This window comes from Ruegeria sp. AF8 (assembly GCF_056541825.1).
This window is the reverse complement of sequence record NZ_JBQFYW010000001.1, coordinates 141733-153809: the sequence shown is the minus strand read 5'-3', so window position 1 is coordinate 153809 and position 12077 is coordinate 141733. Positions and strand designations below refer to the sequence as shown.

The 12077-nt window shown below is 64.3% G+C and carries 13 protein-coding genes; 9 read left to right on the top strand and 4 right to left on the bottom strand.

Going from position 1 to position 12077, the window contains the following annotated elements; translation table 11 throughout:
• Positions 1-96: 96 nt before the first annotated feature.
• From ACR0AO_RS00735 to ACR0AO_RS00700, 8 genes are read left to right on the top strand one after another with little or no spacing between them, the layout of a single operon-like run.
• Positions 97-1311 carry a glycosyltransferase family protein gene (locus tag ACR0AO_RS00735; protein ID WP_480598723.1) on the top strand — a complete coding sequence of 405 codons (1215 nt, stop codon included), beginning with the start codon at positions 97-99 and terminating at the stop codon, positions 1309-1311.
• A complete protein-coding gene (locus ACR0AO_RS00730; RefSeq protein ID WP_480598721.1) occupies positions 1308-2558 on the top strand; it encodes a glycosyltransferase family 4 protein in 1251 nt (416 codons plus the stop codon). Before ACR0AO_RS00735 ends, ACR0AO_RS00730 begins: the two co-directional genes overlap by 4 nt.
• Positions 2555-3631: a glycosyltransferase family 4 protein gene (locus ACR0AO_RS00725; protein WP_480598718.1), complete on the top strand. Its 1077-nt coding sequence runs from the start codon at positions 2555-2557 to the stop codon at positions 3629-3631. Before ACR0AO_RS00730 ends, ACR0AO_RS00725 begins: the two co-directional genes overlap by 4 nt.
• Entirely contained in the window at positions 3628-4212 is a 585-nt protein-coding gene (locus ACR0AO_RS00720; RefSeq protein WP_480598715.1) for a histidine phosphatase family protein, read from the top strand. Before ACR0AO_RS00725 ends, ACR0AO_RS00720 begins: the two co-directional genes overlap by 4 nt.
• Positions 4209-5351, top strand: coding sequence for a glycosyltransferase family protein (locus ACR0AO_RS00715; protein ID WP_480598713.1), 1143 nt, complete (start codon positions 4209-4211; stop codon positions 5349-5351). The genes ACR0AO_RS00720 and ACR0AO_RS00715 overlap by 4 nt, the downstream gene beginning before the upstream one ends.
• Positions 5348-6100, top strand: coding sequence for a polysaccharide deacetylase family protein (locus ACR0AO_RS00710; RefSeq protein WP_480598710.1), 753 nt, complete (start codon positions 5348-5350; stop codon positions 6098-6100). The genes ACR0AO_RS00715 and ACR0AO_RS00710 overlap by 4 nt, the downstream gene beginning before the upstream one ends.
• 18 nt (positions 6101-6118) lie before the next feature.
• On the top strand, positions 6119-6595 hold the full coding sequence (locus ACR0AO_RS00705; protein WP_480598708.1) for a class I SAM-dependent methyltransferase: 477 nt from the start codon (positions 6119-6121) through the stop codon (positions 6593-6595).
• A gap of 17 nt (positions 6596-6612) precedes the next feature.
• Entirely contained in the window at positions 6613-7296 is a 684-nt protein-coding gene (locus tag ACR0AO_RS00700) for a DUF1045 domain-containing protein (RefSeq protein ID WP_480598706.1), read from the top strand.
• Positions 7297-7338: 42 nt separating this feature from the next.
• Here ACR0AO_RS00700 and ACR0AO_RS00695 read toward each other — a convergent pair whose 3' ends face one another.
• On the bottom strand, positions 7339-8184 hold the full coding sequence (locus tag ACR0AO_RS00695) for an EamA family transporter (RefSeq protein WP_480598704.1): 846 nt from the start codon (positions 8182-8184) through the stop codon (positions 7339-7341).
• The gene (gene fosX, locus ACR0AO_RS00690) at positions 8181-8600 is read right to left on the bottom strand and encodes a FosX/FosE/FosI family fosfomycin resistance hydrolase (protein ID WP_480598702.1); all 420 of its coding nucleotides are present in this window, start codon (positions 8598-8600) and stop codon (positions 8181-8183) included. Before fosX ends, ACR0AO_RS00695 begins: the two co-directional genes overlap by 4 nt.
• Positions 8601-8783: 183 nt before the next feature.
• Here fosX and rpe point away from each other — a divergent pair, with 183 nt between their 5' ends.
• On the top strand, positions 8784-9467 hold the full coding sequence (gene rpe / locus ACR0AO_RS00685; protein ID WP_480598700.1) for a ribulose-phosphate 3-epimerase: 684 nt from the start codon (positions 8784-8786) through the stop codon (positions 9465-9467).
• A gap of 193 nt (positions 9468-9660) precedes the next feature.
• Here rpe and ACR0AO_RS00680 read toward each other — a convergent pair whose 3' ends face one another.
• Together ACR0AO_RS00680 and ACR0AO_RS00675 are read right to left on the bottom strand one after the other, a co-directional pair.
• Positions 9661-10356, bottom strand: coding sequence for an alpha/beta fold hydrolase (locus ACR0AO_RS00680; protein ID WP_480598698.1), 696 nt, complete (start codon positions 10354-10356; stop codon positions 9661-9663).
• Between the two features lie 204 nt (positions 10357-10560).
• The gene (locus ACR0AO_RS00675) at positions 10561-12051 is read right to left on the bottom strand and encodes a class I adenylate-forming enzyme family protein (protein WP_480600799.1); all 1491 of its coding nucleotides are present in this window, start codon (positions 12049-12051) and stop codon (positions 10561-10563) included.
• Positions 12052-12077: the final 26 nt, after the last annotated feature.

Sequence of the window (12077 nt, the reverse complement as noted above, 5' to 3'; positions counted from 1 at the left end):
TTCTCTGCAAGCCTGCCACGGGAACTTCGAAAAAATCTGCGCTATGACAAACAGGCGCGCAGACCCCGCAACGGAACCCGAAATTCGTTAAATGGTATGAACGGAAAAAGTATCACATACCCAACCGGCCGCGCCCCGCGCATCATGTTCTACAGCCACGACACGTTCGGTCTGGGACACTTGCGCCGCTCGCGCGCGCTTGCATCCGCCATCACCGCGTCCGACAGTCAGGCTTCGGCCCTGATCCTGACCGGCTCACCGGTGGCCGGACGGTTCACCTTTCCGCGCCGAGTCGATCATGTCCGCCTGCCCGGTGTCACAAAACGCCCCGACGGGTCCTATGCGTCCCAGACCATCGGCATGGGAATCGACCACGTTACCGAGTTGCGATCCAGCCTGATCCGTACAACCGTCGAGCAATACACCCCCGACGTTCTGATCGTCGACAAGGAGCCCTGCGGATTTCGCGGCGAACTGCTGCCCACTCTGGACATGCTTCGGCATCAGGGCCGTACGAAAATGGTCCTGGGCCTGCGCGACGTTCTGGACGAACCCGCCACCCTTGCCGCCGAATGGGAGCGCAAGGAGGCCGTCGAGGCCACTGAGAAATTCTATGACGAAATCTGGGTCTACGGGCTTCGGTCGATCTATGATCCCACCGCAGGCCTGCCGCTGAGTTCGCGCGTGCAATCGCGCATGCACTGGACGGGCTATCTGCGCCGCGATCTCGGGCCGGTCGGGTCACCCCCGCCGCAACCCTATATCCTGATCACGCCGGGCGGCGGCGGCGACGGCCGGGCGATGGTCGATCTTGTCCTGTCCGCCTATGAACGGGAACCAACGCTCGAACCCCGTGCGGTGCTGGTCTATGGGCCGTTCCTGTCGGGCGATCTGCGGGCCGAATTCGAAGCCCGCGTCGAGCGGCTGAACGGTCGCGTCACCGCCGTCGGCTTCGAATCCCAGATCGAAACGCTGTTCGCCGGGGCGGCCGGGGTCGTTTGCATGGGCGGCTACAACACCTTTTGCGAAGTTCTGTCCTTTGACAAACGCGCTGTCATCGTGCCGCGCACCGTTCCCAGGCTGGAACAATGGATTCGCGCCTCGCGGGCCGAGGAACTCGGTCTCGTTCGGATGCTGGATGAAGACCGCGACGGCCTGACCGCCGACTCCATGGTCCGGGCCATCCGGAATTTGCCGACCCTGCCGTTGCCCTCCGAAGCTATCATCGACGGCCTGCTCGACGGACTCGACTATGTGACCCACCGCGTCAACGTGATGCTGGGTAAAACCAGGGAACGAGCCACGGGATGACCCGACCACAGCCCAAACTGGCGGTGCTGGTCAAAGGCTGGCCGCGCCTGTCGGAAACCTTCATCGCTCAGGAACTGGTGGCGTTGGAAGAGGCCGGGCATGCGTTCGCCATCTGGTCGCTGCGCCATCCCACCGACATCAAACGCCATCCCCTGCACGACAGGTTGAAGGCGGAGGTCCGTTATCTGCCCGAATACCTTTACGAGGAACCGGGCCGCGTTTGGAACGCCCGCGCTATCGCCCAGCGCCTGCCCGACTACGCGAAAGCCTATGAGATCTGGCGCAACGATCTGCGCCGGGACCCAACCCACAACCGTATCCGCCGCTTCGGACAGGCCTGCGTTCTGGCCGCCGAATTGCCGCCCGAAACCGAAGCGCTTTATGCGCATTTCCTGCACACGCCATCCTCCGTGGCGCGCTATGCCGCGATCATGCGCAATATCCCGTGGAGCTTTTCCGCGCATGCCAAGGATATCTGGACGTCGCCGGATTGGGAAAAACGCGAAAAGCTTTGCGCCGACAGCTTCGGGGCGACGTTTGGCGCCACCTGCACGGAATTCGGCGCACAGCACCTGCGCGAGCTGGCCGACGATCCGGCGCGGGTGGATCTGATCTATCACGGGCTGGATCTGTCGCGCTTTCCCGCCCCCCCGGCGCGCGCGCCCCGCGCGCCTGATGATCCGTTCACGATGCTTTCGGTTGGCCGTCTGGTCGAAAAGAAGGGTTTTGACCGGCTGATTTCCGCCCTCGCCCTGCTTCCCGACACGCTCGACTGGCGCTGGGTTCACATCGGCGGCGGCGGATCGGGCGAGAAATTCCGATGCCGCGCCGAAGCTCTGGGCGTGGCGCAGCGCATCGAATGGCGCGGTGCCTGCAACCAGCCCGAGGTCATCGACGCCATGCGAAAGGCGGACCTGTTCGTGCTGCCCAGCCGGATCGCCTCGGATGGCGACCGGGACGGGTTGCCCAATGTGCTGATGGAGGCGGCGTCGCAACTGTTACCCATTCTCGCCACCCGCGTTTCCGCAATTCCCGAATTCATCGAAACCGGCACCCACGGCACCCTGTCAGACTGCGCGCCCGAGGCGCTGGCCGCAGCGATTGCAGCACTTGCGGCAAACCCGGAAGGGGCTGCCCGAATGGCGCAGGCCGCGCGCGCGCGGCTTGTGGCCGAATTCGGAATGGAACCTGGCATCGCGCGGCTGTCGCAACGTCTTCACGCTCTCTGCGGGACCGCATCGGCATGACCCGCGTCGTCTTCTATGCACCAATGAAGTCGCCCAATAGCCCGGTGCCCTCAGGTGACCGCGCAATGGCCCGCAACCTGATGGCGGCCATCGGCGCAAACGGCGCGCCGGTCGAACTGGCGTCCGAGTTGAAGATCTATGACAAGCACGGCGACGAAGCCGTCCAGCGCGAGCTGCACGGCGCCGCAAATCTCGAAGCCCTGCGCCTGGTGCAAACCCTGCCCGCCGATACCGCCCTCTGGGTGAGCTATCACAATTATTACAAATCCCCCGACCTCATCGGACCCAAGGTCTGCCGGGCGCGCAACATTCCCTATGTCCAGCTGGAAAGCACCCGCGCCCAAAAGCGGCTGACCGGACCCTGGTCGGATTTCGCGCGGGCGGCGCATGACGCCTGCGACGCGGCCCGGATCATATTCTATCATACCGAATACGACCATTTCGCGCTGAGCCGGGACCGCTTCGGAAGTCAGGATCTGGTGTCGCTGCCGCCCTTTCTGCCATATGCCGGATTGCCCGGGAAATCGGACTGCTCCGGGCCGATGCTTGCCGCCGGAATGATGCGGCACGGCGACAAGCAGCGCTCCTACAGGCTCATTGCCGACACTCTGGCCCTTTTGCCCGGCGACTGGCGGCTGAACATCGCCGGCGATGGCCCGGCCCGCACCGAGGTCGAGGCGATGATGGCACCCTTCGGGGAACGGGTGCGGTTTCTGGGACAGCTGGACCGGACCGCCATGCAGGCCGCCTATGCCGACGCCGCGCTGATGTTTTGGCCTGGCGTGAACGAAGCCTATGGCATGGTCTATCTCGAAGCACAGGCCGCGGGGCTGCCCGTGGTCGCGCAGGACCGACCCGGCGTGCGCGACGTGCTGCTTCCCGGTTCCTACCCATCGGTCGAGGGCGGCGCGATTGCGCTCGCACGCATGCTTGACACCCTGCTAGCCGACACAGAACAGCGGCGCGGCACCGGTATCAGGGCCCGCGCCCATGTCGCCGACCGCCATCTGATGCCCGCCGCCACGCAAACCTTCTGGACTGCCGTCCTACCCTTGCTGGAGCGGCGGGAATGACGCGCCTCGCCCTCCTTCGCCATGGTCACACCGACTGGAACCGCGCGGGCCGCATTCAGGGCCGCAGCGATATCCCGCTGGACGCGCAGGCACGGCGCGAACTTGCCGGCTACCGCCTGCCCGGCGACTGGGACCGGGCCGACCTGTGGTCCAGCCCCCTGGCGCGCGCCCGCGAAACGGCCCAACTCGTTTCCGGGCGGGAACCCCGGCTTGCCCCCGAACTCATCGAAATGAACTGGGGCGCGTTCGAAGGCAAACGCGGAACCGACCTGATCGCCGACCCGCAAAGCGGCTATCGCCATATCGAGGACTGGAGCTGGGATTTCCGCCCGCCTTCCGGTGAAAGCCCGGCAGAGGTCAGCGAACGCCTGCACCCCTGGCTCGGGCGACTGACCGGCGACGCGATCGCAGTCTGTCACATCGGCATCATGCGGGTAATCCTGGCCCGCGCCTGGGGCTGGAACTTTCATGGCCCGGCCCCGTTCAAAATCAAGCGCAACCGGCTCTACATCGTGCATCTGGACGACCTGCGCCCGGAGCCGGAACCGGTTCGCCTGCTCCGTGCCGGGGACGCGGCATGAGGGTGATGATCGTTGTCACCCACCTGCTGGGCACCGGGCATCTGAGCCGGGCGCTCACGCTGGGCCGTGCCTTTCGCGCGGCGGGGCACCGCGTTTTTGTCGTCTCCGGCGGGATGCCCGCCCCGCAACTGGACAGCACCGGGCTGGACCTGTTCGGCCTGCCGCCCGTGCGCTCGGATGGGACGGATTTCAGCCGGCTGCTGACCGAAAGCGGCACCCCGGCGGACGGGCGTTATCTCGCGGCCCGCATCCAGGCGCTTGAAGCCGCAGTCAAACGCTTTGCCCCCGAAGTGCTGTTGACCGAGCTCTATCCATTTGGACGCCGGTCACTGGCGCCGGAGTTCGAAGCCCTGCTTTGGGCCGCAATCCAGCTTGACCCCCGCCCCATCATCCTCGCCTCGATCCGGGACATTCTGGCGCCACCCTCGAAACCGTCAAAGGCCGAACGCGCAGAGGCGGTGATCGAACAGTTCTACGACGGCGTTCTGGTTCATTCCGATCCGCGATCCATCCGGCTGGAAACCAGCTGGCCGGTATCAGAGGCATTGTCCGGTAAATTGCATTATACCGGATATGTGGCCCCGGCTCCGGCGGAACCTCACCCCGAGGCAACAGGGGCCGGTGAAATCCTTGTCAGTGCGGGCGGCGGCCCGGTCGGGCAGCCGATCTTTCAGGCGGCCATCGAGGCCGCCCGAAAGATGACCAACAGGCGCTGGCGCCTGTTGGTTGGCGGTCGCGATGCGGCTTCCCGAATCGCGGAGCTGAACGCGTTGGCGGGAGACACCCCGATCCGGATCGAACCGGCCCGCCCCGATTTCCGCCGGATTCTACGCCACGCCGCGGCATCGGTCAGCATGTGCGGATACAACACCGCCCTCGACGTGCTGCAATGCGGGGTTCCGGCGGTCTTTGTCCCCTTCGGCGACGGCAAGGAGGTGGAACAACGCCTGCGCGCCGAAAGCCTCGCTCACTTGCCCGCGATCAAGGTGATCGAAAGCGCCGCCCTGTCCGGCGACCGGCTTTGCGACGCGATCGACAAGGTCATCGCCTCCGGTCCCCGCGCCGATATCGGCTTGTCCTTCGACGGCGCTGCACGCAGCGTCGCCATCGCCGAAGACATGGCGAAGGTGAAGCAATGACCCCGGACTGGACCCCGCTGGAACGCGAACTCGCCCGCTGGGAAGGCGACGGTCTGACCCTGCCGCTTTGGTGGCGGGACGACGACGCCATCCAACCCACCCTGCAACTGGACCGGCTGACAGACCTGTCCGACGAATGCCGCCTGCCTGTGCATCTGGCTGTCATCCCGCAAGCGGCACAGGACGATCTGGCCGGGTATCTTGCCGACAACCCGAACCTGATCCCCGTCGTGCATGGCTGGGCCCATCGCAACCACGCCCCCGAGGGCGAAAAGAAAGCCGAATTTCGCCTGCACCGCCCGACCTCCGAAATGGCTGCGGATGCCGGGCGCGGGTTGAAACATCTGCGCGCACTCATCGGTCCGGACCTGCGGCCCATGTTCGTTCCCCCCTGGAACCGCATCGCGCCCGGGGTCGTCGAACTGCTGCCCGCTTTGGGATATCGAACCCTGTCCACCTCCACCCCGCGCAAAACCAGAAACCCGATACCGGGACTGGAGCAGGTCAATACCCATCTCGACCCGATCGACTGGCGCGGCTCACGGGGGCTGGCCGACCCGGACACCCTGATCGCGCAATTGGTGGCCCTGCTCACCGCGCGCAGGTCCGGCGCTGCGGACAATACCGAACCTTTCGGCCTGTTGACCCACCATCTGGTTCATGATCAGGACATCTGGACCTTTACCCGAGACCTGATCGGCCGCCTCATGCGGGGGCCGGTCCGTGTCTGGACCGCGCCACGCGGCTGAAACGCCAAGGAGATTTTCATGAGCCGACTGGATTCCATGCTGCGACGCCTGACCGCCCAACGGGACGGTCTGAACTGGGCCGCCGGACAGATCAGCGACCTGAGCGGCGATGTTCTGGACATGGGGCTGGGCAACGGGCGCACCTATGATCACCTGCGTGAAATTCTGCCCGACCGCCGGATCTGGGTGATGGACCGGGTGCTGCAATGCCATCCCTCCTGCGTTCCGCCGGAACGCGATTTCCTGCAGGGCGAGGCCGAACCGATGCTGAAGCGGCTGGTCTCGGAGGGGCACCGGATCGCCATGGCGCATTACGATTTCGGCATGGGCATCAAAGATGACGACGTGGCCGAGGCCGCCCGCCTCAGCCCGCTGATCGCCCGTGTCATGGTTCCCGGCGGCTTGCTGATCTCCGGCCAGCCATTGACCGGGTTCGAGCAGATCGAAGGCCCCGGGACCATCGCGCCCGACAGGTACATGTTCTATCGCACCTGAAAAGCGGGCAGGACGGCATGACCTTCAATCGCTACGCACTCTATTACCTGCCACCCGTGAACGAAGATTGGGCCGGCTTCGCCACCGCCTGGCTGGGACGGGACATCACCACCGGAAAACGGGTCGCGCAGCCGGTGGTGGAAGGCATTGGCGTCGCGGCCATTACCGAAACGCCGCGCCGGTACGGGCTTCATGCGACGCTGAAACCGCCGTTCCGATTGGCGGCGCATCACGGCATCGCTGATTTGACAACGGCTTGCGCGCGGCTGGCCGCGTCTCACCGTCCGGTCACCGTTGAGGGGCTTGAGATCACCCGGCTGGGCCGCTTTCTGGCGCTGTGCCCGGTTGGCGACGCGTCCGGGCTGAGAACTCTGGCGGCGGCATGCGTGCGTGAACTGGACGATTTTCGCGCGCCCCTGACCGCAGCGGAACGCGCGCAAAAGCGTGGTGCAGGTCTGAAACCCGCATTGGCCTCCAACCTTGAAACCTGGGGCTATCCGTATGTGTTGGACGCGTTCCGGTTTCACATAACCCTCACGGCAAAACTGCCCAAGGCAATGTTTGCTCCGGTGCAGGGCGAGTTGCAAAACCGGCTCGGCCCGTTGCTGCCATCGCCTTTCCGGGTCCGGGATATCGCCCTTGTGGGCGAAGGCGAGGACGGAGAATTCCGGCTGATCGAACGCTTTTCCTTGTCTGGCTGACCGCACAAGGCCCAGCCTCCTGCGTTCCGCTTTCCACCTGCCTCATGTCCGGCTGATGCGCAAAAGGATCGCACCGGCCAGAGTCAGCGCGGTCGAAAGCACTTTCTTCAGATCAAGCTTTTCGTTCAGGAATGTCACACCGAGAACCAGCGCAAAAACAATCGAGGTCTCGCGCAGCGCCGTCACCAGCGCAATCGGCGCCTGCGTGAAGGCCCAGACCACCAGCACATAGGCAGTGAATGACGCCGCGCCTCCGAACGCCGCCAGCCGCCACGCCTTGCAGGCCCGCCACAGCAAGCCCGGCCGGACCAGGCGCGCAACTGCAGCAAATCCGACCGCGTTCGCCACCGTCAGAGTCCCGAAAAAGCCCAGCGCGGTTCCTGCAATCCGCGCCCCCTGCCCGTCAACAATGGAATAGGAGGCGATGAAAAGCCCTGTCACCAGCGCCAGCCCGGCGGCCTGCATGTTGAAATTGCCGTCCTGCCGCCGCACCAGCGCGATCGAGGCGATCCCGACTGAAATCATCGCCATCGCGGCAAGTTCTGCCCGGCTGAAAACCGCTCCGAAAAACAGCGCCGTTCCAAGCGCCACCAGCAGGGGAGAGACCCCGCGCGCAATCGGATAGACCTGTGTCAGATCCCCGATCCTGTAGGCCAGGATCAGAAACAGCTGATAGCCCAGGTGCAAAGCCACACCGGCCAGCAGATACGGCCAGCAACTCCAGTCTACAGGCGCAGAAAAGGGCAGCAGGCTCAAGCCGAATGCACCCTGCCCCATGACCACCGCCGCCATGTTGGCGGACTTGTCCGCCCCGCCCTTGACCAATGCGTTCCAGGTGGCGTGCAACAGAGCAGCCAGCAAAACGACCATGAAAACGAACCCGGTCATGCTCCGGCCTCTCTCCCCTTGGCATACCGTTGCAGCCGCTCCTGCAACGTGCCGGCGTGCAACTCGAACAGATGATTGTCCGGCCCGTGAAAATACAGCGACCGCCCCTCGCCCTCGACCCGGGGGCGCGGCGGGCGCAGGTCCAGCCCCAGCGCCTCGATCCGGTGGCGGCGCTCCTCGAACTGGTCTTCGGCAATGGCAAAGGCCACGTGGTTATAGCTGCGCTCGGGCAGCGGGTCGCCCTTCATGATCGCCACCCAGACGTCCCCGATCAGAAAGAACCGCTCTTCTGCCAGCGAAAACTGCGCCTCGCCGCTGTCATAGACACAGCGCGCCTCGAACACCGTTTCCAGAATTTCCTGCATCCGGTCGAGGTCGGACACGATGAAGGTCACATGCGACAGCTCGCTGCTCATTCAGGGTATTCCATCTGACCCACTCCTCCTGCCGGCCTCGCAAAACCATGGGGATGATCCATCCTTACTCTTGCTGCAGGCTCCACGCAATCGCGGCCCGGACGGTGATTTCGGACAAGGCCTATCCCTCGCGACGGATCGCTTGTATATGCGCAGCGACTCTTACCACTCACGAGGTCTCCGATGAGCTTTGACCGTACGATCAAGATCGCCCCGTCGATCCTGTCCGCCGATTTTGCCAATTTCGGTCAGGAAATTCAGGCTATCGAAGCACAGGGGGCCGATTGGGTCCATGTGGACGTGATGGACGGTCATTTCGTGCCGAACCTGACCTTCGGCCCACCTGCGGTCAAGGCGTTCCGCCCGCATGTGAAAACGGTGATGGACGTGCACCTGATGATCTCGCCGGTCGATCCCTATATCGAGGCTTATGCCGACGCCGGCGCGGACGTGCTGACCGCTCATATCGAGGCCGGGCCGCATACCCACCGTACATTGCAGGCGATCCGCGGGGCGGGCATGAAGGCCGGTGTGGCGCTCAATCCCGGCACCCCGGCCGAGTCAGTCGAGCATTTGCTGGACCTGACCGACCTGATCTGCGTGATGACCGTGAACCCGGGCTTCGGCGGGCAGAAATTCATCGACATGACATCCAAGATCCGCCGCCTGCGCGAGATGATCGGCGACCGCCCGGTGCATATCGAGATCGACGGCGGCGTCGATCCGACAACCGCGCCTCTGGTGGCTCGGGCGGGTGCCGACGTGCTGGTCGCCGGATCGGCGGTGTTCAAGGGCGGTTCGGTGTCGAACCCGGAAGTCTACGGAGACAACATCGGCGCAATCCGCTCCGCCGCCCAAGGCGCATAGGTCCGCGACTGCCATACGGAAGCGCTCCCGCCGGTCGTCGATGTCTCTGTCGAGACGCGGAATCACTTGCGGCGCTGCGGCGCAGCTTCCCCGAATCGGTCGATGAAGCAGGACAATCGGGTTGGAAGCCACAACTATTCCTATCCGTGCGATTTCACTGTCCGCGTGCTCGTGCAGGAGTTGGCGGTTAAGTTCAAATTTCGGATGTCAGAATTCGGGCCAATTCTTCAGGCCTATCAATCATCACGTAGTGCCCGCATGGCACCGATATCGCCGTCCACCCCGGCTGATGACGATACCGCTCGAAAAACGGTTGGCCCAGCCCCGGGCTCCAGCCAGTGGCATAGAAGTAGGTCCGCTTTAACTGCTCTGCGCGGCCGCTCACCAGTTGCATCGGTTGCGTAAATGTCTTGAGCGGTTGAGCGACATTTCGGCGGTCCACCCATGCACAGTCTGCTCCGTTCACCGAAAAAGCCTCCGCCGGGCCTGGCGCGACTTTGCCATTGACGGCACTGGCACGAAGCCCTGCCGCGATCTCCGCAGGCAAAACGTCCAAGGCGGCCTGCCCATCGCCCGGCACGAGCGCATCGAGGTACACAAGTGAGCGAATGAGGTCGGGCGCTCTGCCCGCGACACCGGTGACGACCATGCCGCCATAGCTATGACCGCACAAAACAATGTCGGAGAGTTCTTCGCACGCGATTACCGCCAGGACATCCTCGATATGCATGGCCAGATCGGTTTCGTCACTCACGAGGTGAGCACGTTCACCCAAACCTGTCAGTGTCGGGGTGAAAACGTCATGGCCCGCCCTGCGTAAAAGCGCGGCTACGCGCGCCCAGCACCATCCCCCTTGCCACGCTCCATGGACCAATACAAATGTCGCCATAGCCCGCCCCCACTCCGTCGATACTGAAACGACAGTAAATTCAACAGGGCCACCCCGTCCACAGCATCGTTTGGGTGTTCGGCGTCGATCCCCTGCCACATAGTCGCTACCACTCTGGACACGCCGCACTATGCCTCTGACGGCTCCGGTCCATTACTTTGCCGCATGCGCGAGCATCTGCAAAAGAACACTTCCGAAATGGGCTCAGTCCAATCGATCCGCAAAGACGTCCAGTAGTTTGTACTTGAGGATCTTGCCGGTCGGGGCTGCCGGCAGGGCATCGGCCACGACGATCTGTGACGGCCGCTTGTATCCGGCAAGACGGCTTGCCGCGAAGGCCAACAGCTCCTCCGGCGTCGGCGCATCCTCCGGCGCGGCCTGCACAAAGGCCACCACCTTTTCGTCGCCCTCCACAACTCGTCCCACCACGGCGGACTGGATGACCTGCGGGTGATCGTTCAACACCGCCTCGACCTCGGGCGGATAGATGTTGAAACCGCCATGGATGATCAGTTCCTTGCACCGACCGACAATATGCAGATGCCCCCGATCATCGAACAGCCCCAGATCACCCGTTTGCAACCATCCGTCCCGCAACGCCGCCTTTGTCGCCCCGGGGTTGCGATAGTACCCCTTCATCACGTTCGGCCCACGCACCAGTACCTCGCCCACCCCGTCTCCGCCGCCCGCGACCGTTTCGTCCAGCCGCACCTCGATCCCCGCCAGCGGCGGGCCGACCGAAATATCCGGATCGCCGATTTCGTTGCCCGAGGCGCACACCGCCGCCGTGCTTTCGGTCAACCCGTACCCATTCTGGATCGCGACCCGGTAAAACGCCTCGGCCTTGCGCTTCCATGCCGGGTCCAGCGGCGCCGCACCGGACGAGACATATCGCAGCGTGTTGCGGGGCAGATGGTCGAAACCCTGTTCCCTGGCATATTGCATCAACAGCGCGTGCATCTGCGGCACGGCGGAAAACTGCGTGATCCCCGAATTCAGGACTTCATAGGTCAGGGCCGCCGTGAACCGTGCCTCCAGCCGGACCAATGCCCCGACCAGCGCCGCCGCCGTGACCACCGAAGCCAGGCCGAAGACATGGGTAAGGGGCAATACGCCGTAAACGACATCCCCCTCAGTCATGCCCCGAAACCGGGCTGCGGTTCGGCCCGCAAACAGCAGGTTGTCATGGGTCAGCATCACCCCCTTTGGAACCCCTGTGGTACCGGTGGTGAACAGCATGGCGGCCACATCTTCGAGTTCCGGGTCGGGCTGGCTCGGAAACCGGCTCACCGCGTGCATGGTTCCGAACACCCCGGCCACGGCGTGCGCCCCCAGCTGCTCCGCATGCGTCAGCGCGTCGTCCGAGGCCGCCGAGGTCAGGAGTGTGAGGGCGGGCCGCGCGTGATCCGCAACCCGCCGCAATTCCGACCCTGTCTGCCGCGCATTGACCGGCACGGCGCAGGCTCCGACCCGCGAACAGGCAAACAGCGCCGCCACCGCCGCACAGCAATTCTCGGCCACGATCATGACCCGATCATTGGGCCTGACCCCTGCGTCCCTCAGCACCTCCGCCACGCCGGCGATGGCGTCATCCAATTGCCGATAGGTCCAGAACGTGCCGCCATTGTCCTGGAATGCGGGGGCGTCCGGCCGCTGGGCCGCCTGTGCGCCGGGAAAGTCGTGCCATTTTTCTATCGCCACCTGCCGCCCTCCTGCGCATG

Excerpts from the sequence above, each read along its gene's own strand:
- ACR0AO_RS00735 (WP_480598723.1), top strand. The coding sequence starts at position 97 with ATGAACGGAAAAAGTATCACATACCCAACCGGCCGCGCCCCGCGCATC.
- ACR0AO_RS00730 (WP_480598721.1), top strand. The coding sequence starts at position 1,308 with ATGACCCGACCACAGCCCAAACTGGCGGTGCTGGTCAAAGGCTGGCCG.
- ACR0AO_RS00725 (WP_480598718.1), top strand. The coding sequence starts at position 2,555 with ATGACCCGCGTCGTCTTCTATGCACCAATGAAGTCGCCCAATAGCCCG.
- ACR0AO_RS00720 (WP_480598715.1), top strand. The coding sequence starts at position 3,628 with ATGACGCGCCTCGCCCTCCTTCGCCATGGTCACACCGACTGGAACCGC.
- ACR0AO_RS00715 (WP_480598713.1), top strand. The coding sequence starts at position 4,209 with ATGAGGGTGATGATCGTTGTCACCCACCTGCTGGGCACCGGGCATCTG.
- ACR0AO_RS00710 (WP_480598710.1), top strand. The coding sequence starts at position 5,348 with ATGACCCCGGACTGGACCCCGCTGGAACGCGAACTCGCCCGCTGGGAA.
- ACR0AO_RS00705 (WP_480598708.1), top strand. The coding sequence starts at position 6,119 with ATGAGCCGACTGGATTCCATGCTGCGACGCCTGACCGCCCAACGGGAC.
- ACR0AO_RS00700 (WP_480598706.1), top strand. The coding sequence starts at position 6,613 with ATGACCTTCAATCGCTACGCACTCTATTACCTGCCACCCGTGAACGAA.
- ACR0AO_RS00695 (WP_480598704.1), bottom strand. The coding sequence starts at position 8,184 with ATGACCGGGTTCGTTTTCATGGTCGTTTTGCTGGCTGCTCTGTTGCAC.
- fosX (WP_480598702.1), bottom strand. The coding sequence starts at position 8,600 with ATGAGCAGCGAGCTGTCGCATGTGACCTTCATCGTGTCCGACCTCGAC.
- rpe (WP_480598700.1), top strand. The coding sequence starts at position 8,784 with ATGAGCTTTGACCGTACGATCAAGATCGCCCCGTCGATCCTGTCCGCC.
- ACR0AO_RS00680 (WP_480598698.1), bottom strand. The coding sequence starts at position 10,356 with ATGGCGACATTTGTATTGGTCCATGGAGCGTGGCAAGGGGGATGGTGC.